Below are 25,484 nucleotides of genomic sequence, written 5' to 3'. Positions count from 1 at the left end.
TACGCCGAAGGTCTAATTAAAAGTGGTCAATTCTAACGCTTTAACATCGCGCGTATATCCGCCAATGCGCTATTGCCACGTACGGCTTTGACTTCGGTCGGGGTGTCGTCGTTGCCTTCCCAGGCCAGATCGTCCGGTGGCAGCTCATCAAGGAAGCGGCTGGGTGCGCAATCAATGATCTCGCCGTACTGCTTGCGCTTGGCGGCAAAGGTGAAGGCCAGGGTCTGGCGCGCGCGGGTAATGCCCACGTAGGCCAGGCGGCGTTCCTCTTCGATGGTGTCGGCTTCGATGCTGGAGCGGTGCGGGAGGATTTCCTCTTCCATGCCCATGATGAACACGTAGGGGAATTCCAGGCCCTTGGAGGCGTGCAAGGTCATCATTTGCACGCCTTCGGCGCCGTCTTCCTCTTCCTGCTGACGCTCCAGCATGTCGCGCAATACAAGCTTGCCGATGGCGTCTTCGACGGTCATTTCGCCGTCTTCGTCTTTCTCCAGAGTGTTCTTCAACGCCTCGATCAGGAACCAGACGTTACCCATGCGGTAATCGGCAGCCTTGTCACTGGAGCTGTTGGTGCGCAGCCAGTTCTCATAGTCGATGTCCATGACCATGCTGCGCAGCGCCGAGATCGGGTCTTCGCCGGCGCACTGCTCGCGGACCTTGTCCATGAAGCGCTTGAAGCGTGACAGGCGATCGGTGAAGCGGCTGTCCAGATGCTCGCCCAGGCCGATTTCGTCGGTGGCGGCGTACATCGAGATTTTGCGCTCGGTGGCGTAGTTGCCCAGTTTTTCCAGCGTCGTCGAACCGATCTCGCGGCGCGGCACGTTGATCACCCGCAGGAAAGCGTTGTCATCGTCAGGGTTCACGATCAGGCGGAAGTAGGCCATCAGGTCTTTCACTTCCTGGCGACCGAAGAAGCTGTTGCCGCCGGACAGGCGATACGGCACCTGATGATGCTGCAGCTTCAGTTCGATCAACTTGGCCTGGTAGTTGCCGCGATAAAGGATCGCGAAATCGCTGTAAGGGCGGTCGGTACGCAAATGCAGGCTGAGGATTTCCACGGCCACGCGCTCGGCTTCGGCATCTTCGTTGCGGCAGCGGATCACGCGGATCTCGTCACCGTGGCCCATTTCACTCCACAGCTGCTTTTCGAATTCGTGGGGGTTGTTCGAGATCAGCACGTTGGCGCAGCGCAGGATGCGGCTGGTGGAGCGGTAGTTCTGCTCCAGCATCACCACTTTCAGGGACGGGTAGTCGTCCTTGAGCAGCATCAGGTTTTCCGGACGGGCACCGCGCCAGGCGTAGATCGACTGGTCGTCGTCACCCACCACGGTGAATTGGTTGCGTTTGCCGATGAGCATTTTCACCAGCAAATACTGGCTGGCGTTGGTGTCCTGGTATTCGTCCACCAGCAGATAGCGCACCTTGTTTTGCCACTTCTCCAGAATGTCGGCGTGCTCTTCGAACAGCTTTACCGGCAGCAGGATCAGGTCGTCGAAGTCCACCGCGTTGAACGCCTTGAGCGTGCGCTGGTAGTGGGTGTAGACGATGGCGGCGGTCTGTTCCTTGGGGTTGCGCGCGTTTTCCAGGGCCTGGGGCGGCAGGATCAGGTCGTTTTTCCAGGCGCCGATCATGTTCTTGATCTCGTCGACGCCGTCGTCGCCCGAGTATTCCTTTTGCATGATGTCGGTCATCAGGGCCTTGACGTCGGTCTCGTCGAAGATCGAGAAACCGGGTTTGTAGCCCAGCCGCACGTGTTCCTTGCGGATGATGTTCAGGCCCAGATTGTGGAAGGTGCACACCGTCAGCCCGCGTCCTTCGCCTGCGCGCAACAAGGTGCCGACCCGTTCCTTCATCTCGCGGGCGGCCTTGTTGGTGAAGGTCATGGCGACGATGTACTGGGCGCGAATGCCGCAGTTCTGGATCAGGTGCGCAATCTTGCGCGTGATCACGCTGGTCTTGCCGGAGCCTGCACCGGCGAGCACCAATAGAGGGCCGCCGACGTAGTTCACGGCTTCTTGCTGCCGGGGATTGAGTCGGGACATAGCTAAATTCAGGAGTCAGTCACGAAATGGGCCGGCATTTTAACAGGCTCAGCGAATTGTGCTGCTCTGTCCGACTTGTGACGTAGAACGCGATCTATATTTGCCGGTTTTGATACTTTCACGCAGGATGCGCAACGAAATCACGGCGAGTGTCTCGTGACTCAAAATAAAAAGACCTGACTTTTGATAACTGATGCCATTGGTCATTGGTTATGGGCGCGGCATAATGCCTGCCGCCTACATCATTGCAGAGTCTAGGGAGCTAGCTTGTCTACGCCTGTCGAACCCTTGCGTTTGCTGTTACTGGCCGAAGAGCCAGCGTGGGCAGCGTTGTTGCGCGAGTGTCTGGCTCCGATGGGGAGCTCGGCGGTGCTCATCAGCGCGCCGAGCTGGGAATCGGTCAGCAGTCTGTTCGATGACAACCGCAACGCGGTGTTATTGACCATCCCGCAACTTCAACCGGCACCAGGCCGTTGCAGTCTGCCAGTGGTATTGCTGCTCGATCACGAGCCGCCGAACCCGCCTGATGGTGTAAGTGACTGGCTGGTACGCGACCATCTGGATCCTGGCATGTTGCGCCGTTGCCTGCGCCATGTGCGTGAGCGGGGCGTGCTGGAAACCACCCTGCAACGCCTGGCCGAACAAGACCCGTTGACCGGTATCGCCAACCGTCAGGGATTCCAGACTTTGCTCACGGCGCGACTGGCGGAAAGCGACGGTCGTGGCCTGGCCCTCGGTCACCTTGACCTCGACAATTTCCGTCACGCCAATGATGCCCTCGGCCACCAGGCCGGTGATCGGCTGATCCTGCAAGTGGTCGCGCGCCTCAAGAGTCAACTGGAGGCTGGCGATCAGCTGGCTCGGTTGGGCAGTGACGAATTCGCCCTGCTGATCGACACTCGCCGTGCTCCCCAGCGCGCTGAATGGATGGCCGAACGCATCAGCGAAGCATTGGCCGAGCCGTATTGGGTCGACGGCGAAAGCCTGTTGATCGGCTCCAGCCTGGGCATTGCCTATGCCCGGGCCCAGGCTGGCGCGGACCCGTTGATGTGGCATGCGCACATTGCCATGCAACAGGCCAAGAGCACTCAGGGCTGCACCTTTCATATTTTCAACGAACGCATCAACCGCAATGCCCGCAGCATCGCAGACCTCGAAACCGAACTGCGCCGGGCGTTGCGCCGCGACGAGCTGGAATTGCATTACCAGCCACGGTTGAACCTCGAGGACGGGCAGATCGTCGGCCTTGAAGCCCTGGTGCGCTGGCGCCATGCCGAGCGGGGCTTGCTGCCACCGAGCGAATTCGTGCCGCTGGCCGAGCAGAGCGGCTTGATCGTACCGCTGGGTTACTGGGTTATTTCCCGTGCCCTGCGCGATATGCAGGCCTTGCGCGAGCGCGGTTTGCCGGCTTTGCACATGGCGATCAATCTGTCGTTCCGGCAATTTCAGGACAGCCAGTTGCTATCGACCCTCAGCCGCCTTATTGCCGAGCGCGGTGTGGAGGCGCAGTGGCTGGAGTTCGAACTGACCGAAACCGCGGTCATGCGCCGCAGCGATCTGGTCAAGCAGACGATGGACGCCCTCGGGCGCCTGGGTGTGCGCTTCTCCCTCGACGACTTTGGTACCGGATTCTCGTCATTCGTGCACCTCAACAGCCTGCCGATCACTTTGCTGAAGATCGACAAGAGCTTTGTCGGCGGCATGGAGCAGCGAGAAGAGAACCGCAAACTGGTGCACGCGATGATCAATCTGGCGCACAACCTCAACCTCGAGGTGGTCGCCGAAGGTGTAGAGACGCCGGAGCAGCTGGAATTGTTACGCGGCTTTGACTGTGATCAGGTGCAGGGTTATCTGATCAGCAAGCCGTTGCCGTTGGCGGAATTGGTGGAGTATCTGACATTCGGCAGCAATCAGCAGCCGGCTTTGGAGTTCGTGATTTAGTCGCCATCAAATGTGGGGATGAGCTTTGTGGCGAGGGGGCTTGCCCCCGTTGCGCTGCACAGCGGCCCCAATTTTACGACTGCTGCGCAGCCGAGCTCGCCACAGTATTTGCTCCCACAAGGGCATCTTATTCGCTTCGAATGGCCTCGAAGTGCGGATGTACCGACTCCCGGCGAATCATCCGCTTCATCTTCCACTCAAACGCCAGCGTCAGGCTCACCGCCGCGAACGCAAGACCCAGCGCCAATCCCCACCAGACGCCTGTCGGCCCCCAATGCAGGTGGAACGCCATCCACCACGCCGCCGGCGCGCCGATCAGCCAGTAGCAACCCAGTCCGACCAGGAAAGTGGTCCGGGCGTCCTTGAGGCCGCGGATGCAGCCCATGGCGATGGTTTGCGTACCGTCGAACAGTTCGAACCATGCAGCCACTGCCAGCAGGCTCACAGCGAGGTTGATGACGTCGCGGAACGCCGGATCGTTCTGATCGAGAAACAGACCTACCAACTGGTTCGGCAGCAGCCAGAAAACCATGGCGAAACACAACATCGCCGCCGCACCAAAGGCGAGACCGACCCGGCCGGCCAAGCGTGCGTCGAGCAATTGCCCGGCGCCGTAATGCTGGCCGATGCGCATGGTGATCGCGTAGGAAAGCCCCGCCGGTACCATGAACGCCACCGAAACGATTTGCAGGGCTATCTGGTGCGCGCCCAATTGCGTACTGCCCATGGTGCCCATGCACAGCGCGGCGAAGGCAAACAAGCCGACCTCCACGGCATAGGTACCCCCAATCGGCAGCCCCAGGCGCCACAGTTCTTTCAGATACTGGCGGTTGAGTCGCGACAGGCCTTGACGCAGCGGGTAGGCGTCGTAAGCCGGGTGCCGGCCAATGTGCAATGCCAGCGCCACGGCCATCAGGTTGGCGACAATTGCCGTGACCAGGCCAATGCCCATCAGCCCCAGTTTCGGCAAGCCGAACATCCCGGTGATCAACGCATAGTTGAGCAGGAAGTTGGCCACCGTACCGGCCAGGCTGATGACCATCACCGGCGTTGCCCGGCCGATGGCGCTGGTGAACCCGCGCAGGGCCATGAAGCTCAGGTAGCCGGGCAGGGCGAATGGCAGAAAAATCAGAAACTGGCCGGCCGACTGGACGTTGCTTTCGGTCTGGCCGAACAACAGCAGCACCGGTTTCAGGTTCCATAACAGCACGCCCGCTACGAGCGCCATCAGCCAGGCCAGCCACAAGCCGGCCTGGGTCAGCCGTGCGGCGCCGGCGGTATCACCCGCACCCTGACGGATGGACACAAGCGTGCCGACCGCAGCGATGACGCCGATACAGAAAAACGCCACGAACGAGTAACTCGCTGCACCCAGGCTGCCGCCCGCGAGCGCTTCCGGGCTCAGGCGCGCCATCATCAACGTATCGGTGAGGACCATCAGCATGTGCGCCAACTGCGAGGCAATCAACGGCCCCGCCAGCCGCAGGATGGCCCGGAGTTCTATACGTGCCGGATGCTGCATGGTCATCACGCCCGATTCTCGAAGTGAACAGGAAAACGTCGATTCTCGGCGCTCTGCGGGGTTTGCACAAAGGGATAAAAAGGATGGATGGCATGAGTCAAACTCATGCTGGTAAAGTTTCTGCCAGTCCGCCGAACCCCGCTGCAGGAGCTTTCCCGATGTCCCGTCGTCTTCCTCCCTTGTATGCCCTGCGCGCATTCGAAGCCGCGGCTCGGCACAGTTCGTTTACCCGTGCGGGCGAAGAACTGTCGATTACCCAAAGTGCGGTCAGTCGGCATATTCGTACGCTCGAGGAGCATTTTGCCTGTCGGCTGTTTCATCGCAGCGGACGCAACTTGCAACTAACCGAATCGGCGCGGCTGATCCTGCCGGGCATTCGCGAAGGCTTCACCGCCCTGGAGCGGGCCTGCAATAGCTTGCGCGCCGAAGACGACATCCTGCGCATGAAAGCTCCGTCGACCCTGACTATGCGCTGGTTGTTGGCGCGGCTCAGTCGGTTTCGGCACTTGCGACCGGGGAACGAGGTGCAATTGACCAGCGCCTGGATGGACATTGATACCGTGGACTTCAACCACGAACCCTTCGACTGTGCCGTCATCCTCAGCAATGGGCATTTTCCACCGGATTGGGAGGCGACTTTCCTGTTCCCCGAAGAGCTGATCCCGGTGGGTGCGCCGAATCTTCTGAAGGACCAACCATGGGGCGTCGCGCGCCTGGCCAGTACCGAGTTGCTGCACCCGACGCCGGACCGCCGTGACTGGCGCAACTGGCTAGAGCGCATGGGCCTGACCGATCAGGTCTCGCTCAAGGGAGGGCAGGTGTTCGACACGCTGGAGTTGGGCATGATTGCAGCCGCCCGTGGCTACGGGGTGTCCATGGGCGATTTGCTGATGGTGGCAGAGGATGTCGCGCAGGGACGTCTGAGTTTGCCGTGGCCGACAGCCGTCGCCAGCGGTGAGAATTATTACCTGGTCTGGCCGAAAACCCGTCCCGGAGGTGAACGTTTGCGCCGGCTCAGCGATTTCCTCTTGGGAGAGGTACGGGCGATGGAGTTACCGGCGGTCGAGCACCTGAGCTGAATCATCGTTGGCAAGCCACGCTCCCACAGGTTAAGTGTCGTTCCGCCCTTTTTGTGAATGACACAAACCCTGTGGGAGCGTGGCTTGCCCGCGATGGGCTCACCTCAATTGCGGAGCAGTCGCCAAGCTAATTGCACTTGGTATTGCTGGAGACTTCCTTGCTCGCCTGTTTCAATTGGTTAGCCAGTTCAGCCGCATTGGTGCTGTTGTAAACCCGGCCACCGGTGTTTTCAGCGATGCAGCGTGAAGGGCCGCCAGCACCGATTTTCACTACGTTGACCCGCAGGCGCGGTTGTTCCCTGGCGATTCGACGGGATACTGCGCAAACGTCCTGCCCGCAACCGTCTTCTCCGTCGACAAACATCACGATAACCGCATCGTTATTGCGCCCGTCGACGGTACTCGCCGCGTGAGCCAGGCTGTCGGCCAGAGGTGTGCCGTCGTCGGGAGCCAGACCTCGAATCCCGTTGATCAGCCGCGGGCGGTCGCCGAACCTGAACACACCCCGGTCCGGTGTTCTTTCACAGCCGGCGAAGGTGATCAGGCGTGTATCGATTTTCGGGTCCAGCCCGTTGATCATGCCGGCCAGCGAGTCCTTGGCGACGTCCATGCGGCTGGGTTTGGCGGTGAGCCGCATGGTGCGGTCCGGATCCAGGAGCTTGTTGAGGTCATTACCACCGAAGTACCAGTCCTCGTCGGCTTTCACTGACTTGATGTTCAAGTTCATCGAACCTGAGGTGTCGAGCACCACCACGAATTGCGGGACCTCTGCGGGCGGCGCATTTTTACGGCAGGCGAAGTTGTCCAGCGTCGGGGCCGGTGGCGGTGGCGGTGGAGGTGGAGGTGGCGGGGCAGCCACTACCGGTTTTGGTGGTGGAACCGGCTTGGGTTCCGGTGCCGGTTTGGGTGGCGGTACCGGCTTGGGTTCCGGTACCGGTTCTGGCGCGGGTTCAGGTACCGGAGCAGGTTTCGGTTCAGGTTCCACGACAGGCTCGGGGACCGGCTCAACCGCTTTCTCAACTGGTTTCTCAGCCGGCGTCACCACCGGCGCCGCAGGCGCGACCGGCGGAACCACGACAACCGGCTCACGGTGCAGGAACCACCAGAGCCAGAGCGCCAGAAGCAACAACAGCAGCGCGAGCAAGGCCGCTGCGATCCACCAGCCACGACGCGATGGCGGCACGATCGGCGCCACCGGAATCACCGGCGGCACGATCGGTTTGGGCGGGCGCAGGTTCCAGCGCACCACCAAAGGCTCACCGTTGAGGCTGTAGAGTTTGTCCAGCTCAGGCGCGCCGAGCAGGCTGCGCAGGTCATCCGCTTCCGTCGGTTGACCGCGTTTTTGCAGTTCGTCCGCCAGCTGTCCAAGGGACGTCTGGCGCACTTCATAGGTTTCCAGCAAACGTCGTTGCGCGTCCTCGTTGAGGTCGGCATAGGGCGTGGGTTGGCCACCCAGCTCGGTCCACCATTCCAGTACGTTACCGCTGCCCATCCGCGGGATAGCAAACAGACTGGCGACGGTCGGCGGAAAGTGTTTCTGGATAAGGGCGACTTTAGCTTGCAGCGCACTCATCCCCTCCGATGTGGCTTGCGCATCCCTGATGACCCGCTGCATGACGACGATTCCTGAAAAAGTGCAGGCATCCGTCGGGATGCCCTGCGGGGTAAAAAGTTACTCTTCGTAGCCGAGGCTGAATTGCAGCTGATTGACCTTCTTCTGCAGCGTCTTGAGCTCTTGCTGCTTGGCCGCCAGAGTTGCTGGCGTTGATTGGGTCATTGGCGCTGCTTGCGAAGCCTTGAGCTGCTTCTCGAGGTCGGCAATCTGCTTCTGCACGTGGGCTTCATTGCCACGCCGGGCCTTGAGCGAGGCCAGCAGTTGCGTCAGCGACTGATTCAGCGCGTTCTGGGATTTCTGCTGGCTGGCCAGATCGGTCTTGGTGCTGAGTTGCTGGGCCTGAATGTTCTGGTACACCTGATGGAACATTGCGTTTTGCTGGCGGGACTCGCTCAGGGCCAGTTCCTTCTGTTTGACCTGTTCGCTGTAACCGCCGGAGTAGTCGCAGTTCATCTTGGTCAGCATGCTGCTGTCGCGATTGGTCGCATCGCACTCGCCTGGCGTGGTCGCGCAACCGCTCAGGACCAGGACGGCAGTGATGATCACCAGTTGTTGTAGCGTCATGTCTTTAACCCAGAGTGATTGCGGAGCGTTGGCTGTACAGAGCGTCGACTTCCTTCTGGAGGGTGACGACTTTCTGGTTCATTTTCTGAATGTTCATGTCCACCTGCCTGATCTCGGCGCTGGTGGCTTGTGAGCGCTCGGCGTCTGCCACTTTGCTGTACTCGGTGACTTTGGTACGCATGTTGGCCAGGTCTTTACGCAGGCGCGCGATGTCCGAATCGATCCCGGCGATTTGCGCCTGAGCCTTGGAATGGTCGACTTTCTTTCTGGCGATGTCCTTTTTGATCTGGGCGATTTGCGCCTGGTCGTCATTGATCACTTGCTGAGCGGTCGCGGTACGGGCGATCACCTTTTGCGTGTCTTGTTCGACGTCGCGGTTCATCTTCGCCAAACGAGTGGTGGTGTCGGCGTATTCGGCACGACGTTGATCCAGGTAATAGTTCGCGCCCATGGCCACGCCGCACGCGGTAATACCGGCGGCGACGACGCACACGGTTTTGTTGTTGCTGTTGGACAGTGCGCAAGCGAGGATGGCGACACCGGCGCCGACGGCGCAGGCCTGGTATCCGGACTTGCTGAAGAATTCTGCGTCATTACCCTGGGTCAGGCGCGGATCGGCACCGTCGCCTTCGCCGAGCATGGAGCTGCCGGTGTTGGCACAACCGGTCATTAACAGGCTGCCGGCGACCACGAAAGCGATCTGTAGCTTGAAGCGAGTCCAAAGGCTGCGCGACATGGTGAAAACTCCTGGGTAACGGTGTTGACGCATTGTTATTGAGTGACGGTTTTGCAGCTGTTCAGCCAGGCTTGAGTATCGATTTTCTGCTTTTGCAGGAACGCCTTCTGATTGGCCCAGTGGGTGCGCAAGTAAGGTTTGAGGTCCTGCAGCTGTTTGTTGCGGCTGATGATTTCTTCCATTACCGGGACTTGCGGTTCAAGCAGTGGCTGGCCGTACAAGGTAGCCGATTCCACCAGGCTGCTGGCGTAGTAACGGCTGAGTTTGTGCAGGCGATCCTTTTGCTCGTCGAGCTTGGTTTTGCGCATGTCGCAACTGGCGTCCTTGTCCGTGCCTTCGCAATTGAGCTTGTAGTTCTTTTGCAGGAAGTCCACATATTGACCATCGTCGAGCATCTTGGTGCACAGGAACGCGCCCAGGTTGAGGCTGGCGCGAATCGCCTGGTCGCGGGTTTCTTCCTGCTGTTGGTTGCTGGCGCGTAGCCGGTTCTCCAGGGCCTGGAGCTTTTCCTTGAGCGCTTTGTCTTCGACGCCCGAGGCGAGGCTGTTCAGGGATTGCACGGTGCCTTTGTCGGCGGATTCGGCTTCTTTGCTACCGGTACCGAGTTTCTTCCAGCTGCTTTCGATGCTGGCGACCCGTTCGCGAGAGGTGAGGGTCGGGGAGACCAGCACCAGTCGCAAGCCGGTGGTCTTGTTTTTCACCTGACCTTCGGCGTTGTAATACGGCTCTTCCTGACGCAATGCCGTACGCAGGTCGGCCTGCGCGGTCAGGTAGTTGCCGCCACGAACGACGTAGCCGCCGGCCTGACCGTGCTGGCGGTCGAGTTTATTGAGGCGAAACGGCTCGAACATCATTTCGTCGACGTTACCGAGCATGTCATGCAGGCCCAGCGGATTGGGCTTTTGCAGTCCGCTCAATTGTACTTTGCCGTTGGACGATTGCGCCCCGGCGAACCACTCGTAGGCGTTGATGCCTTCCGGCATCGGGTAGTGCGTGTCGCGGAATTCAGCGGCACTGACTTCAAGCCCGCCGCGCGCGGCGAACTCCCATTCGACTTCAGTCGGCAGGCGCAGGAACCCTTGGGCGCCGTCTTCCTTGGGCACCTTGTCAGCGGCGTTTTTGCGCAGCCACAGGTTGTACTTGTCGGCGGCATCGATGGCTTGCACCCAGCTCACCGCCGTTTGCGCCACGCGCATCTTGGTGGCGGCGGTGGGGCAGGTTGCTTCGGTCAGCGCGGAGTATTGCAACTGACTCATCTCGTACTTGGCCATCAGATAGTAGCGGGATTTGTCGCTTTTGGCCCCGGTAAAACTGCCGGCGATAAAGGTCGGACGGGTCTGTTCGACGTAGCCGTATTCCGCGCCGTCCTGACCGATATTGATCGGATAGTCGTCGAGCGGTCCGGCGACCGGAATGAACACCTTGCGAAACACCATCGAGCCTTCGCAAGGCATCGGCAGCACGACGTCGCCAGCCTCGGGCATGGGGTTGTAATACTTCTCTTCCCAGCCTGCCGCCGAGGCGTCGAGCACGTAGCCGAGGGTCAGGGGTAACAGCAAGCCAAAACGTTTATAGCTCACGCAGACTCTCCGCAGGTTGGATGTTGATCGCTCGCAGGGCGCCAATCATGGCCACCAATGCAGCGACCAAAAAGGTCAGGAGCAGGGCGGCCAGGCCATGCCAAACAGTGATGTGGCAAACGAAGGTACCAGTGGCGCGACTGCTGCCGAGCAAGTAGTCGAACAACTGACTGCCCACGGCATAAAACCCCAGTCCGCCAACGTAGCCGGCAAAGCTCAGCACCAGCGCTTGCAGGACCACGAAACCGCCGACGGCGCTGCGCTTGAAACCCAGCAGGCGCAGGACCGCCAGGCTTTTGCGTTTACGGTCGATGTTGGCCAGGAACGCACCGACCATCGACGCCACGCAACCGATCAGCGCTGCCATGGCGATCACGCCGAAAATCAGCCCCAGCACATGGTTGATGGCTTTGACGTTATCGATGTCAGCCAGCCGGCTGGACGTTTCGATGTGTTGTTCGTTGAGCCAGTGTTCCAGCGGTGCGACCTGATCGATGTCGCGCGCATAGACGCGGGCGCGGGCATACAGTGGTTGTAGATTACCCTGAGGCTTGCCGGTGGTCACACCGAACCCGATGACCTGATAACCGTCGCGAAAACGTTCCAGATCCAGCAGCAGCGGCGGGGCGACAAACCCGGCCGCGCGACCGAAGCGGGCAGCGTCGAGCACGGCCAGTACCGTCAGCGTCATCTCGCCGCGTTCATTGACCCCATCCAGGCGACGCAAGGCGCGCAGCTGCACGCTGTCGCCGGCCTTGGCCTGCAAGCGTTGTGCTGCACTGGCGCTGAGGATCACTTGATTGCCGACGGGGTTAAGTGACGCCAGGTTCAGTAGTGGGTCGCCCGGCTCGGTGGCGATGATTTCCGCACCTTCGACAAACCGCTGCATGCCGATCAGCAAGTCAGCCTGGGTATTGAGCGAGCGGGTCTGGCCAAGGGCAAAACCGGTCTCGGGTCGCTGGCGCAAACGCTCGATCCAGGCCGTGTCGTAGTTGCCGTTGCTGAGCATCTTCACTTCAAGGTTGCGCGGGTCGCGCAGCAGTTCGTCCTGCAACTGGCTGACCACCCCGTGTTTGAGCCCGAACAGCAGCAACAAAGGCGCAATCACCGCCACCAGGGAGGCGGCGATGCACAGCGAGACCTTGCGGTCGTGCCAGAGGTCTTGCAGCGCCAGTGAGCCCAGCAGGTGCAAGCGATCAGTCCATCGGTTCAAACAGAGTCTCTCCCTGGCGGCTGATAGCGCCGAGTCGCGGCAAGCCGAAAGCCTTCAGCAAGGCCCAGTCATGGGACACAACGAGTGCGCTCAAACCCATGCTCGACACCAGGCTAAGGAGCAACTCGAACAAACGCCGGGCGCTGTGAGGGTCGAGCGCGGCGGTCGGCTCGTCGGCCAACAGCAGCAGTGGTTCATGGGCAATCGCGCGAACGCAGGCCACGCGCTGGCGTTCGCCGATCGACAAGGCCTGAGGTTGTTTATCCAGCAACCCTTGCAGGCGCAACACGTCAACGGCGTGGTCGATGTGTTCGCTCTTCGCCGACATCCCGAGCAAACGTCGCGGCAGGCTGATGTTGTCGCGCACACTCAGGAACGGCAGCAAGCCGCCGCTCTGCAAAATGAAGCCCAAGTGCCGTGAACGTACCGCTGCGAGCGCCGGTTGGTCGTCAGTCGCCAGCAGGTGCGCGATATCCTGAGCGGGCGTCGGGCCCAGCCGAAAGCGCTCGAGTTCCACCGGCGCGAGCAACAGGCCGATGGCTTCGAGCAATGTGCTTTTGCCGCTGCCGCTCTCGCCGGTGATGGCGAGGATTTCTCCGGCACCGACCTGCAAATGCGGCAGGCGTACGTGATGGGCCAGCGCGCCTTCACCACGGCGCACCAGCAGGTTCTTGATATCGAGCATCAGCGTCTCGTTAAGGCATCATTTCGAGTGGCACGGGGTACACGTTGTCCCGCGCATCGCTGTCCTTGGCTAAAGCCACCCAACGGTCGACATCGGCGTTGTAACGCTGGTAATGCCGCAGTTTGGTGTTCAGCGTGCGGATGAATTTCTCTTGCGCCAGACCGTCCCAGCTCTTCCAGGTCTCTTCATCCAGGTTCAGCACTTCACTCTGATAGGGCAGGTCTTCGAGGTATTCCCCGAGCACGCCCATGTCCGCCAGTTTGGCGTTGCTGTTCTGTTTGAGCTGATTGGGATCGGCGCCCATGGTCGCCGCCACTGTGCGCAGGCGATCGAACATTTCCGTGGGTGAAATCAGGCCTTCGTTGGCGGCATCGAGGATTTTTTTCATCACGTCGCTCAAATCGCTGAGCTGCGACTTGGTCAGCAGCACCCGCACATCGGTGGTCGGGATGTTCTGCTTGATCAGGTCGCGGTCTGTGATCCAAGCCTTGAACACTGGCGGGGCTTTGCTGTTGGTCTTCTCGCCGAGATAGGCGAGCTGCATGGCGTGGCCGATCAGCGCCGCGTCTTCGAGCATTTTCTTCTCGGCCGGGTCCTGCTTGGCGTTCGCCGCGCTGCCGATGGCGTCTTCGCCCATGTAGGCGGCTTTCACTTGTGTCGTGATCGCCCCGGCCAGAGCGTCAACCTTGCGCCCAAATTCCTGCACATCGCCCGCATTCACCGGGTAGTACAGCGAGGTATTGGTGCCCGGGTAAGTCGACAGGTTCCTGTATTGCGCTTCAGCCTTGGCGTGGTCCTTGGCTCCGGCCGGGGTTTTCAGGTGCAGGGTGTAAATCGCCACACCCGGGTTGGAAGCTTCAATACGCACCTGCGCGGCGCTCAAGCCGGTCTTCGACAGTTTGTCGTCGCCTTCGATGGCGCCAGCGTCGGTGATCAGCACCACGTAGCGCGCGCCGAATTGGCTCCAGTCGACCTTGTCGATGCTTTCCATGACGCCGGCAAACGAGTCTTCATCGAAGCTGCTGCTCGACACGGTAGCCTGTTTGAGGTCGGCGATCTTGGCGAAAAAGTCGGCGCTGTCTTTCACCTTGGTAGGGTCGGCGTACATCTTGGTGGTGTATTCCAGCCCCGGCACCGCCTGGGTGTTGGAGCGGAAAGCTACCATGCCGAACTTGACCTGCTTGCCGAGATTCTGCGCTTCGATCTTCTGGTAAACCTTGCGGATCGCCTCGCGGGTGCGGTCGATGTAGGGATCCATCGAAATCGTCGAGTCGATGACAAATACCACGGCCGCACTGAATTCCTTCAACTGGTTGGCCTTTTTGTCTTCGGCTTCCTTGCCACCGGCCGCGCTGGTTGCAGCACCGCCCTTGGCGTTCTTGTCATCCAGCTTGCTGACGGAGGCGACGTTGAGCAGGCGCGTGCGGAAACCGCTTTCGGTCATGACTTCTTCGCCACTGAGCACCGGCAGCAGGTAGAACTGCTTTTGCAGGTCGACGAAGTATTCCGGTTCTTCAGCCAGTACGCCTGGTGCCTGTTGGCCCTTTTTCAACGCGGCCCGCAACGGCGCGACTTTGCTGACCGGGTCCGGTGCATCAAGAATGCCTTCGACGGTGGCGCGGTCCTTGAAGAACAGCAGCCGGTCGCGGTTGGCCGGGTTGGTGAAGGCCAGCGTCAGTTGCATCTTCCAGTCGGTGGTACAGCTGGCGGGCAGCCAGCCAATGGTTTTGCCGTAGCTGTCAGGGCCGACTTTCAGCCACTCGGCGTTGTTCGCCTGGGCGCGCTCGTACACATAAAAGCGGCTGAAGACTGGTTGTGGGTCGCCTGCCGCCCCGCCCGCCGTCGGGCTGATTTTGCAGCCCGGAGTGGTCAGCACGCGTTGGAACAGGGTCTTTTTACCGGCCTGGATCAGCGGTTTGTCTTCGGCCTGGGACAGCGGGCTGATGCACAGCGCGAGCAAGGCGGCACCGCTCAACAGGAATCGACTCAGGGGTGAACGCATCACTTCTGCAACTCCTCGAAGCGCTGCTTGGCTTCGGCGTTGTTCGGGTCCTGGGTGAGGATGGTTTCATACCAGTAGGCGGCGGTGGCGTTGTCCGCAGCCGGGAAGCACTCGCTGGCCTTCAGGTATTTTGGGTCGTATTCGCGGGCATAGGCGTTGGCGATCAACGTGTCACCGGCCTGGGCACGGTTGGCGTACAGGCGCTGGGCGACGCCGCAGTGCTTGCCAGCCTTGGCCTGGTTGATGATCTCCAGCAACTTGGCGCTGTCGGGTGCTGCCTTGATGCAGGTTTGGACGAAGGTCAGTTCGGGAAGGCTGTTCATGCTGTCGAGGGTGCACGCCTGGGCATCGGCGCCGGCGGGTGCGGCGGCAGTGGCTGCAACAGCAGGGGCCGGGGTGCGTTTGTAGAACCAGAATCCGGCGCCGGCCGCCAGCAGCAGCACCACAATCAACAGGCCGATCAGGCCTTTGTTGCTTTTCTTCGCCGGTGGGGGAGGCGGTGTGTAGTCGGTCTCGGTGAGCACCGACTCCAACTCCACGTCAGGCTCGGCGGTGGACAAGACCAGTTCAGGCATGTCCGGGATTTCCGGGATGTCCTGCGCCGGTACGCTCGGCGCTGTCAGTTCAGCCCCGCCATAGGTCGAGCGCGTCTGGCCGCCGGCCATGGACGGCAGCACACCAACGCCTGGGCGAACCACGCCTTTGTCGGCATGACCATGGTTCTGTTCACGCAGTTCGATCTGGAATTGCGCGTTGGCGCCGCCTTCCAGCAGCGGGTCGACCACATTCGGGCCGATCTGCGTTTCCAGGGCTTCGCCGTTGGCCGTGAGGTTGAAACGCGAGACCTTGAACCAGAATGGATTGTTGCTCCAGGCCTTATGGTCCTGGAGGTAAAAACCGTCCTGGTTACGCTGAAGGGAAAATTCCAGCTGTTCCTCGCCACCCTGCCATTTCTTCACAGTAAGGCGGGCCTGGCCAGGCAGATTGGGCTCTAACGCGAGCAGGTCGACACGAATGGGCATTGCTTATCTCGCTGCGAAGGCTGTGAGCACTTGGCCCAGCCGTTCGTTCTGTTCAGGGGTGATTTCACGTCCGGCACCATGGCCGGCATTGTCCTGCGTGATGTAGGCCAGGCCCGAGAGCCAGTCGCCCAGATACCGCTGTGCCTGATTCGCCGGTTGCGCCGGCAGCACGGGGACTTGTCCCGGGCCAATGTCGGTGTAGAACGAAAACAACGGCGCCTTGGCTCCGGCGCGGCTGTTTGGACGCTCGCTCACCGGCTTCTGGAGGTAGCCGAACCAGGACACGAAATCGCGCAGCACACGTTGCACTTCCAGTACCTGGCGCTCAACCAGTTGATCGCGTCGCGCGCCACTTTGTGCGCGCTTGAGGACGGCGCGGCTCAGTTGCCCCGGCAAGTCCTGGCGATAGCCGGCAGTGATCAACTCATCGACCACCGCCTCCAGCAAGGCTTTTTCCAGCCCCAGTAGGTTGAGCAGGCTTTGCCGGGTGGTCAGTTCACGCAGGTGTGCGATCCAGGCCTTGAAGGCCGCTTTGGCAAAACGGTGCTCGTTGCTTTGCAACTCGGGTGCCGGGGCACCGGTTTTGCTGCTGACCGGTGCTTCGTGGCTGAGGTCGTCACTGAAATCGAAATCGAAACCGGCGTCGTTGCCATACAGGCTCTGGCTCGGTGTCGGGGCGATCGGCTCGTCTTTCGCGGCCGGCCCGTCATCGGTTTCGTACACGCCGCTGAGGTACAGGTCGCGCACCTCTTCGCTCGGTATGTCGAGTTGATCGATCAACTCACCGAGCACCGCCGGACGACGACCCAGGCCTGTCAGAATCATTTGCGCCTTGGCTTTCTTGGCGGCTGCGGCGCTGTCGTCGTCAGCGTGGTACCAGGTGCTCAGGCCGTGAGTGGTCAGGCCTTCGAGGCATTCGCTCAATTGCTCGCGGATGCGCTGCAATTTGAATTCGATATTGGCCACGCCTTTGAAACTGCCGCTGAAGTGGCTAATGCCACCGTCATCGTTGCGCAGCATTTCTGCCCAGGCGTTGGCCGGGTTCTTGATGTGTTTGCACACCAGGGCGTTGCTGGCAAAGCTGGAACCCAGTGCGTCGACACGTTCCTGATAGATGGCGTTGAGGCCGGTTTCCGCACCGGACGCGTCTTGCCCGATGAACGCCGCGTCCATACGCGGTTTACGCACCAGGTAGGTATTCTGGAACGGTGTGCCGGCCCAGTCGTTCATCCAGCTCAGGCTGCCGAAGCGCTCCAGCATGGTCAGCTTGACCATGCCGTTCCAGCTCTCGTCGTACTGATCGGGTGTCAGGCTCAGGGAGTTGGTAATGCGCAGGTCGAGCATGGTCAACGCCCAGATCAGGCCGGTGTCGCGCTTGCTGCGCGCGGCCGAGTCGGCGCCCTGGGTCTTTTCGATCCAGCGGGTCAGCACCGGGCCCACGTCGTTGACGTCGCTTTGCTTGGTCGTGCCTGTGCAAACCACCAGTGCGTTCATTTCCTGGTTGTCGGTGTAGCGTTCGAACAGATAGGCGACCTTGCCGCGCAGGATCAGTTGGGAAACCGAGTTGTCCTTGGCGGTGGACTGCGGGTCGCTGGAATCGGCGATCTCATGCAGTTTCTGGCGTCCGCGATAACCGGGGAAGTCCAGCAAGTCGACCTGATTGACGATGTCATCCACCGGCGCTTCGATCAGGGGGAAGGTCATTTCGGCGGTCAGTGCCGCCAGCTGCGCGACGGGAATCGCCTGACTGTTTTGCAGTCGTTCGCCTACCAGCGGTCGAACATCGATCGGCAAGTCCAGCGGGCTGCCGAAACGTTCGAGGATGTCGACGTTCATGATGCTATCGCGCTGGCTGTAGGTGTCGTTGTCGAAGCTCACCAATGCCTTTAGCGGTGCGAACACCGTCTCGGGCAGGCCCAGCTTGTGCAGCGCGCCGGCCAGTTGCTGGTACACGCCGGTCAACTCGCGTTGCTCACCCCAGAGGATCGAAAACAGCTCGGCCCGTTCCTGGAAATTCAGGCGTGGCGCCAGTTGCAACGCTTTGGGCCAGTACAGGTGCTCCAGCTTTTTCACCGAGTTGCGGAAGTTGTCGCGCAGGTAATCCCACAGCGACACCAGATCGTCGGCGTTGACGCCCGTTTGCAGCGGCCCGGTTTCGCGGCCTTCGAACGGTTTGAGTGCGCGCTGGATGCGCTCTTCGTCGATCTCGTAGGAAATCCGTTCAAGGTCGAAATCCTTGAACCATGCGTTGGCGAGAATCTTCGCCAGCTCGATTTCCTTGAACAGCGTGAGTTCTACCGGGAAGTCCTTGTCCTGACTTTCCCTCGCCCTACGGCTGAATCGCGTCACCAGGCCGGTGGCTTCCTTGCCACCACCCACCGGGTTGATGTGTTTGATGAAGTCCAGACGATGGTCGCCGAACTCGGTTTCCAGTTTGCCGTTCTGACCGGCGGCGAGGGCCGATATCAGGTAAGACTTGCCGGCCTGGGACAAGCCGAAAAAGCCAATGGTCATCGGCGTGCAGGCCACGCGACCGAGGCTTTGAGCCAGGTTGCGGGCGCGGTGCAGGCGGATGTTCAGGTTGTCGGCTTCGCTGTCCAGGCGCGGCGCATTCCCGCGCGTCTGGCCAATCCAGTCCAGCGCCTGACCGGCGCCTTCATAAACAGCGGCCCAACTGGCAGAGAGCTGAGTTTGATCGGGGGTCAGGTCGTTCATTTGCGTTTCACACTTCCACTGTCGAGCCAGTACTTGGTCTCGCTCAGGCCGGCGTCGAGCATGGTATTGAGTTCCAGCTCGAGGTCGCTGCGCGGGTTGAAGTTGACGTTGTTGCTGTTGGATTCGATGTCGCGAACCGAGAGGCGGTCGCTGACCAGATCCTGCTTGCGCGTGTACTTGTCCGCCGGTTTGACTTCGAACCGCACCTTGAGCAGCGGCGCGCTGCCGTTTTCACCGATGGCGCGGGAAAACTTCTCCCGACCGGCCTTGGTGAACCGCAAGGTGTACAGCGGCGAGGCGGCCCAGCGGTCGGTGGCCAGCTGGCGGAAACCGAGGCGCAGATCGCCGCGCATTTCCAGCTGTGGCGTGTCGGCGGCGTCGCCAACGCCAATTTCCGGCAGCTTGATTTTGTAGTCTTCGGACTGGATGTCGCGGTACAGCACGTCCGCATCCTTGATCACGTTGTTCAGGTCGATGACGCCGATGTGCTTGACCGTCGAATACGGCTTGAGTGCCGAAGCACGGAAGTAGAAGTTCGGCACGCTGTGGTTGGCGCACAACAGGCAGAGCATGGCGCCGACCGAGGCGGTGCTTTTCGGGTCGTCGATCCGGCCGTTCTTGTGAAATGGATACCAGCCGCCGGTGCGGTAGTTTTGCAGCGCCAGAATGCGCCCCGGTGGCAGTGGCAACACCTTGCGAATGAACGCCTGGATGCCGGGCAGGCGCGAAGGGCGGCCGGTCAGCAGCAAGACATCGCAGGGGTACTGCGCGGCCACCTCACACAGCGCACCAAGGATCTTGGTGATGTTGATCTGGTCGTTGAGGAAGGCGGCGTGGAGTTTTTGCAGGTCGAAGCTGATCGGTGCGGCATACAGGTCAAAACCACTCTGACCGCCGACATCGCGGCGCACAGCGGCATTGACGTAGTCGAGCACGCTCTTGCTGATCGCGTTGTCACCGAGCAATTGGCGGTAGCTTTGCGGGGTGACTTCTTGCGGCACCTGCGGATCGTAATGCTCGTACGCCTTGAGCAGCGCCAGACCCAGCGGGGCGAACACCTGGAGATTCAATTGTTGGCGCAGGATCATGTCCTGGGCACTGACCGATTCGTCGCCGCACAGCCGTGACATCAGCGAATCCGGGGCTTTTACGCCTGCGTTCTGCAAGGCCTTTTCGAAACTCGGCAGGACGAAGTCCTGAATCACATCCAGCAGGATGTCGTCGCCGGCCACTTTGAAGCCATCGCGAAAGCGCTGCTCGGGCACGATGTGCACGTTGCTGCCGCTGCCGGTATTACCCGCGCGGTCGAGGCGATAGTCGGTGATCACAAGGTCCGTGGTGCCGCCGCCAATGTCGATGGTCGCGAGGGTGATGCGTTGGCGGTCGGTCTTGTCTGGTCGGGCGATGGTGTCAAAAAACTCTTCCGGGTGACCGGCGAAATTCTCGTTGACCTCGGTGTACAGGTACACCAACTGGCCGCAGGAGGCTTCGTCCCATTCCACGCGAATGCTCGGGATCGGCGTGCGCGGGCTGACGGCCTGATCCTGGTGTGGATCTTCCTCACCGGCATGCCAGCCGAGGCTTTTCCACACCAGGCCGATGGCTTGCAGCATGCGTTCGTTGAGGATGCTGCGCTCGGCCTGTGGCATGCCCGGCGGCACGGTCAAGGTGATGCTGTTGAGCTGGCGCGGCACGCGGGTGTGCCCCTGGCGCGAGCGCTGGGCCGGGCTGTTGATTTGCGACAGCGCCTGGGCCAACACTTCGGCGAGCATGAAGGTCATCAGCGAGCTGCGCGAATAACGCGGCATGAACACCGGCAGACGATCGTCCTCTTCGAGGCTGTAAAGCGCCTCGCCGGTTTCGTTGATCAGGTGCGAGAACGGCGCGGCGGTGGCGTACGGCTCGCTGTCGGTCTTGATGTACGAGCAGTTGAAACGCCAGCCGTGGCCATAGGCGTTTTCGTCCCACAGATAGCGTTTCGGGCTGGACAGGCCGGTGGAGCCTTCGGTACCGCGACGACGGCTGGCCAGACGGCTGGCCTCATTGCCGACACGGGCAATCGTTGCCCATTGGAACGCGTCGTGACGGCCGCTCTTGACCGAGCAGTGGTCCTTGCCGAAGTACGCCTGGGCGAACTCCACGCGGCTTTCGAAGGGCAGATTGTAGGTGTGTTCGGGGGTGATCAGGTCGCGCAGTTCCAGCACGTAGTTCTGCTTCAGCCCGGAGCCGGCCTGACCGTGGTTTTCGATCAGGATGCCGCAGGTGCGCGAGTTGCCGACGTCCAGCACCAGGTCCACCGGAATCGGTTTGACCAGGCCATTGCTGTCGTTGGCGACCACCTTCAGTTCGGGGATTTCAACTTTCGCCCGGGCCGTCGACTGCTGGGCGGCTGACGGCGTGCTCAACAGGCTGAGCAAGTTAAGGTAGTGCGCCAGGTGATAGCTGGCGCGGATATCGGTGTCCAACTCCGCGCGCGAACGGTGGGCATTGCCCTCGTTGAACACTTCCAGCAGCCACTCGTTGACCCACGGCTGTGCCAGGAACCAGCGGGTTTCGCTGGCTTTTGTCGCCAGTTTGAAAGACACACCGGAGCTGATGTCTTCTTCATTTGGCGCCAGGTAAGCGGTGCCGTCACGCTTGGGCATCACACGGCTGTCGAAGGCCATCGTCAGGCGGTGGGTGTTACCGTCTATGTCGGGTGTCGCCAGTTTCACCAGACGCATGCGCGACCAGTTGGTCGGACCTTCATCGAAGCGATGGGGCGGCATGAAGCGGAAAAACGGGGTCGGTAGCCAGATACCGTCGAGCAATTCGAGGCTGCTTTTCATGTCGAGGCTGAACGCAGGTTTGGCTTTTTCGACCTTTTCCGGTTCGGGCTCGTAGAAAAAGAAGTCTTTCTCTTCGTTGTATGCCAAGCGGCAGATCAGCCCGCTGATCATCGGTGCGAACTCGCCCGCCGGCTCCTTGCGGGGATCCAGGCGCAGGGCGAAATCCATGAACTGGATGCCGGTGTCGCTGACCAGCGTGACGGTGTCTTCGAATTGAGTGACTTCAGGCAACATGTCGGGTTATTCCGTTTTTTCGGCCGCTTGCCGCATGGACATGGGGAATTGTTCTTTTCCGTAACCGCCAGTGCAGTCCGCGACCGTGGTGGCCCCTGGGCGGCAGTTGACCTTGGGCATGTCGTAAGTGCTGCCATCGCCGCAAACGGCCTGGCCCTGGCTGTCGATGGCCAGGCTGCCACCCTTCATGGTAGCGCTTACCGGTCCGCTGCATTTGGAACCGTCGGCCTGGTGTACGGTGACTTGGCCCTTACCGTCCTTGAGCTGGTATTCCAGACGCAGCGGTTTGCCGGTCCGGCGGTCTTGTATCCCGGCGCCTGCGTTGTACTGACCGTCGAGGAACTTGGCGGCACCGTCGGCGGCGTCTGGCGGGATGCTCAGGGGAGGGCCGGCTTTTGGGGCCGCAGGTTTTTCGGCCTCGGGTGATGTGATATCCGGCGGCGCGGTTTTGTTTTCGGGTGGTGTGGTTGGCGATTCGGCGGCAGGGTCCGCTGCCGGGTCTTTGGCCGGGTCTTGGGTCACGCCGGTGGGTGCTGCGTCAGCCTCGCTACCTTCGACCGCCGGCGCTTCCACGCCATGAGTTCCGGTCACAGCGGTGCCAGTTCCTGTGGTGGAGCCCACGACAGTGCCGTTCACCGGAACGCCATTCAACGTCGTGACATTGCCAGGCAGTTTCGGATCTTCCAGTTGTTTTTCCACCGGCACGATGCCCTCAGGCAGCAGGTCTACTGCCACCGACGGAATCGGCACGCAACCGCGCAGGCCGAGCAACAACCACAAAAGCAGCAGCAGGAGCGGCAGCAGCAACAGCCACCACCAGCGGCGCCACCATGGACGAGCAACCACCGGCACGACGGGCGCCACAACAGGCGCTTCGACCGCGGGTGGCGGCGTGAACGCGGGCGGAATCTGATAGAGGCAGTGCAATGGATCGCCAATGCCGGTGCCGGCATGCTCGAAACCCCAAAAGGTCAGCACGGGTTTGCCTTGCACCAGGTAGACGAAGTTTTCGTCGGGGAAATGAATGACGCGCTTGAGCAGCTTGCCGAACACGGCTTTGTCGCCTTGCTGCGGTTCGCCGGAATCAGTGACCAGGAAACGCTGGCTCAATTCCTCGAGCGCAGTTTTCAGCGATTCAAGCTGGCGACGGGCAGGGGCGCGTTCTTCTTCGGTCGCGCTGCTCCAGGGAATCACATCGCCTTCGAGGGCGCTGTACCAATCGATCTGGTTGCCGAGTTCATCGCTTTGAGGGATGGCCAGATGATCGACCAAATCGGGGTTCTTGCGGCGAATGGCTTCGCGCAATTGCAGGGCTGCCCGGTAGACCGGTTGACCTGTTTCGCCGAGGGCAGTGAATGACCCGCTCTTACCGCTGCGTAATAGTGCCCCGCGCATTCAAACTCCATACGATCCGTTGCGCAAAAATGACAGACAAATGTGTCTGTACTTGCTCCTGCATTTAGCGTGCGACATTGATGTCATTATGATATCGCAAACAGTCTGCCGGAGGTTCAATCCGTATGAGACTAACGTAAGCGTGCGGAGGTTGCATAAGGTCAAATTTAATTGGCTTGGGAAGGCTCGAGCGGAGGGCGTCAGCATCGTCGACAACGTTAACGGCACGATGAAACTCTGGGTGGTGCCGACTCGCGGCATGAACGTCTTGCAGGACCGGATCGGCAATATGCGCATGGGCTGGGATTCGCCGGTCACAAAGCACTTACAAATTTGAGCTACTGGCTTGTTGGCCGGTATTGCAGCGCTTCGGCCAAGTGCTCGCGTCTGATCTCATCGACTTGTTCAAGGTCCGCAAGGGTGCGCGCTACTTTGAGCAGTCGATGGGCCGCTCGCAGTGACAAGGTCAGTCGTTCACACGCCGTCTCCAGCCAGGTTTCGTCTGTTGTGGATAACTTGCAGTGTCTGCGCAGGCCCGGCAAGTCGAGAAAGGCATTGGCACAGCCTTGGCGCTTTTGTTGCCGTTCCCGTGCATCGGCAACCGACTCGGCGGCGGTGGCAGTGTCGTCGCCGGGTTTTAACGCAGGATTCAATGCCGTGGCTTCGCGAGCAACCGTCAGGTGCAGATCAATACGATCCAGCAGTGGCCCCGACAGTTTGTTGCGATAGCGCTGAACCATGTCCGGCGTACAGGAACAACGGCCACTCGGTTCGCCAAGATATCCACAGGGGCAGGGATTCATCGCGGCGACCAGTTGAAAGCGCGCCGGGAAGCGTACGCGGTCCTTGGCGCGGGAAATCACGATGTGGCCGGACTCCAGTGGCTCTCTCAACACCTCCAATACCTTGCGATCAAACTCCGGGAGTTCATCGAGGAACAGCACGCCATGATGGGCCAGGGTGATTTCGCCGGGTTGTGGTTTCGAGCCACCGCCCACCAGTGCCGGTCCTGAGGCGGAATGGTGTGGTTGTCGAAAGGGGCGCTGTGGCCAATGGCTGAGCGGCACACAACTGGTGACCGATTGAATCGCCGCGACTTCCAGTGCCTCGCTTTCGGCCAAGGGCGGCAACAGGCCCGGCAAACGACTCGCCAGCAGCGTCTTGCCCGTGCCGGGCGGCCCGCTGAACAACAGGTTATGCGCCCCCGCCGCAGCAATCAGCAAGGCCCGTTTGGCGGCTTGCTGACCTTGTACTTCATTCAAATCGGGGTAGGGCTTGCTGGCGTGCATCAACCCATCGGAGACGAAGGGCTCAACAGGCGTATGCCCGTTGAAGTGCGCCACGGCCTGCAGCAAGTGATCCACAGCGATCACCTTTAACCCGGACGCGAGGCAGGCTTCCTCGGCATTCGCCCGTGGCACCATCAGCACCCGCCCGGCCTTGCGCGCTGCCAGCGCAGCCGGCAATACGCCCTTCACGGCACGTACCGCGCCCGAAAGCGCCAACTCCCCCAGGCACTCCACATCATCCAGAGTTAGCGCCGGCACCTGCACGCTGGCTGACAGAATCCCCAAGGCTATCGCCAGATCGAAGCGCCCGCCATCCTTGGGCAAATCGGCAGGAGCCAGATTTAGCGTGATGCGTCGCGCCGGAAATTGCAGTCCTGAGTTGATGATCGCACTGCGCACCCGGTCCTTGCTTTCCTTCACCGCCGCCTCTGGCAGACCGACCATGGTCAGTGACGGCAAACCATTGGCCAGGTGGACTTCAACGGTGACAGCGGGCGCATCCACGCCAATCTGGGCGCGGCTGTGGACGATGGAGAGGGACATGGTCGTTCCTTGAGCATGACGGGGGAGGCCGCTTCCTGCGGGTTTTTGAAGGGTAGTCAGGAGATGAGGGTTTCGCGTGGGGGCAGTGGAAATGAATTTTCGCTGGATGTTGCAGGAGGCTTTAAAAGCCCTTAAATGGGGCGTTTACAAGGAGGATTTACACTGAAAGTGTTGACTATAGGCTGGCATTAACGGATCCTCGTTTCTGAGGTCTGCAACTGCGCATTCGTCGGGACTGGGCACCAGCAAAGGCCCCCCCCCGCATTTTTGGCAGCTGAGAATGCTGGTTTCTCTGAAGTAGTGACGACGGGCTAGCCTGTCGGATTCTGAACCCAAGGTCGCAAGGCTGGGAGCTAAAGAATCGCTGCGACTACTCCTCAAAAATACTGAAAAGGTGCCCAATGGGCGCCTTTTTTTTATTTCTGATTTGGTATTGCTCGCGGTATCTGCCCGACTAATGTGCCATGGGCACGCTTTTG

At 60.7% G+C, this 25,484-nt stretch carries 16 protein-coding genes and 1 pseudogene; 3 read left to right on the top strand and 14 right to left on the bottom strand.

The genetic code is table 11. The features are described from left to right. Positions 1 to 32: 32 nt before the first annotated feature. A complete protein-coding gene (gene rep, locus AC07OG_RS01410; protein ID WP_060542555.1) occupies positions 33 to 2,042 on the bottom strand; it encodes a DNA helicase Rep in 2,010 nt (669 codons plus the stop codon). Positions 2,043 to 2,309: 267 nt separating this feature from the next. On the opposite strand from rep, the gene AC07OG_RS01405 reads away from it, so the two are divergent. Beyond that, positions 2,310 to 3,983 carry a putative bifunctional diguanylate cyclase/phosphodiesterase gene (locus AC07OG_RS01405; RefSeq protein ID WP_060542554.1) on the top strand — a complete coding sequence of 558 codons (1,674 nt, stop codon included), beginning with the start codon at positions 2,310 to 2,312 and terminating at the stop codon, positions 3,981 to 3,983. A gap of 127 nt (positions 3,984 to 4,110) precedes the next feature. On the opposite strand, the gene AC07OG_RS01400 is transcribed toward AC07OG_RS01405, so the two are convergent. Beyond that, positions 4,111 to 5,505, bottom strand: a complete 1,395-nt coding sequence (locus AC07OG_RS01400) for a NorM family multidrug efflux MATE transporter (protein ID WP_060542931.1) — start codon at positions 5,503 to 5,505, stop codon at positions 4,111 to 4,113. A 158-nt stretch (positions 5,506 to 5,663) separates the two neighbouring features. Between AC07OG_RS01400 and AC07OG_RS01395 the strand changes: the two genes are divergently transcribed. Continuing rightward, positions 5,664 to 6,584, top strand: coding sequence for a LysR substrate-binding domain-containing protein (locus AC07OG_RS01395; protein WP_060542553.1), 921 nt, complete (start codon positions 5,664 to 5,666; stop codon positions 6,582 to 6,584). A 127-nt stretch (positions 6,585 to 6,711) separates the two neighbouring features. Here AC07OG_RS01395 and AC07OG_RS01390 read toward each other — a convergent pair whose 3' ends face one another. The 11 genes from AC07OG_RS01390 to AC07OG_RS01340 are packed head-to-tail and all read right to left on the bottom strand — an operon-like array spanning position 6,712 to position 23,173. Then, the gene (locus AC07OG_RS01390) at positions 6,712 to 8,199 is read right to left on the bottom strand and encodes a vWA domain-containing protein (RefSeq protein ID WP_495066037.1); all 1,488 of its coding nucleotides are present in this window, start codon (positions 8,197 to 8,199) and stop codon (positions 6,712 to 6,714) included. Positions 8,200 to 8,256: 57 nt separating this feature from the next. Beyond that, complete coding sequence (locus tag AC07OG_RS01385; RefSeq protein WP_060542551.1) at positions 8,257 to 8,763, bottom strand: hypothetical protein; 507 nt, start codon at positions 8,761 to 8,763, stop codon at positions 8,257 to 8,259. 4 nt (positions 8,764 to 8,767) lie between these two features. Continuing rightward, positions 8,768 to 9,499 (bottom strand): hypothetical protein, encoded by a 732-nt coding sequence (locus AC07OG_RS01380; protein WP_495066036.1) that lies wholly within the window; start codon positions 9,497 to 9,499, stop codon positions 8,768 to 8,770. A 35-nt stretch (positions 9,500 to 9,534) separates the two neighbouring features. Beyond that, complete coding sequence (locus AC07OG_RS01375) at positions 9,535 to 11,079, bottom strand: SUMF1/EgtB/PvdO family nonheme iron enzyme (RefSeq protein WP_495066035.1); 1,545 nt, start codon at positions 11,077 to 11,079, stop codon at positions 9,535 to 9,537. Beyond that, positions 11,069 to 12,292 (bottom strand): ABC transporter permease, encoded by a 1,224-nt coding sequence (locus AC07OG_RS01370; RefSeq protein ID WP_495066034.1) that lies wholly within the window; start codon positions 12,290 to 12,292, stop codon positions 11,069 to 11,071. The genes AC07OG_RS01375 and AC07OG_RS01370 overlap by 11 nt, the downstream gene beginning before the upstream one ends. Beyond that, positions 12,276 to 12,977, bottom strand: a complete 702-nt coding sequence (locus tag AC07OG_RS01365; protein WP_060542547.1) for an ABC transporter ATP-binding protein — start codon at positions 12,975 to 12,977, stop codon at positions 12,276 to 12,278. Before AC07OG_RS01365 ends, AC07OG_RS01370 begins: the two co-directional genes overlap by 17 nt. 10 nt (positions 12,978 to 12,987) lie before the next feature. Beyond that, positions 12,988 to 14,979 carry a vWA domain-containing protein gene (locus AC07OG_RS01360; protein ID WP_495066156.1) on the bottom strand — a complete coding sequence of 664 codons (1,992 nt, stop codon included), beginning with the start codon at positions 14,977 to 14,979 and terminating at the stop codon, positions 12,988 to 12,990. Further along, the gene (locus AC07OG_RS01355) at positions 14,979 to 16,001 is read right to left on the bottom strand and encodes a hypothetical protein (RefSeq protein WP_495066033.1); all 1,023 of its coding nucleotides are present in this window, start codon (positions 15,999 to 16,001) and stop codon (positions 14,979 to 14,981) included. Before AC07OG_RS01355 ends, AC07OG_RS01360 begins: the two co-directional genes overlap by 1 nt. A gap of 3 nt (positions 16,002 to 16,004) precedes the next feature. After that, entirely contained in the window at positions 16,005 to 18,716 is a 2,712-nt protein-coding gene (locus tag AC07OG_RS01350; RefSeq protein ID WP_495066032.1) for a putative virulence factor, read from the bottom strand. Then, positions 18,713 to 21,778 (bottom strand): virulence factor SrfB, encoded by a 3,066-nt coding sequence (locus AC07OG_RS01345; RefSeq protein ID WP_495066031.1) that lies wholly within the window; start codon positions 21,776 to 21,778, stop codon positions 18,713 to 18,715. Before AC07OG_RS01345 ends, AC07OG_RS01350 begins: the two co-directional genes overlap by 4 nt. A 6-nt stretch (positions 21,779 to 21,784) precedes the next feature. After that, positions 21,785 to 23,173 (bottom strand): SrfA family protein, encoded by a 1,389-nt coding sequence (locus AC07OG_RS01340; RefSeq protein ID WP_060542542.1) that lies wholly within the window; start codon positions 23,171 to 23,173, stop codon positions 21,785 to 21,787. Between the two features lie 133 nt (positions 23,174 to 23,306). Between AC07OG_RS01340 and AC07OG_RS01335 the strand changes: the two are divergent. Continuing rightward, a pseudogene (locus AC07OG_RS01335) lies at positions 23,307 to 23,489 on the top strand (DUF4432 domain-containing protein); the annotation flags it as partial. Positions 23,490 to 23,511: 22 nt separating this feature from the next. On the opposite strand, the gene AC07OG_RS01330 reads toward AC07OG_RS01335, so the two are convergent. After that, entirely contained in the window at positions 23,512 to 25,005 is a 1,494-nt protein-coding gene (locus AC07OG_RS01330; RefSeq protein WP_495066030.1) for a YifB family Mg chelatase-like AAA ATPase, read from the bottom strand. Positions 25,006 to 25,484: the final 479 nt, after the last annotated feature.

The sequence above is a fragment of the Pseudomonas sp. GW821-FHT09H03 genome, from assembly GCF_059415945.1.
Note: the sequence above shows the minus strand (reverse complement) of the source record. Positions and strands in the feature narration are given on the sequence as shown.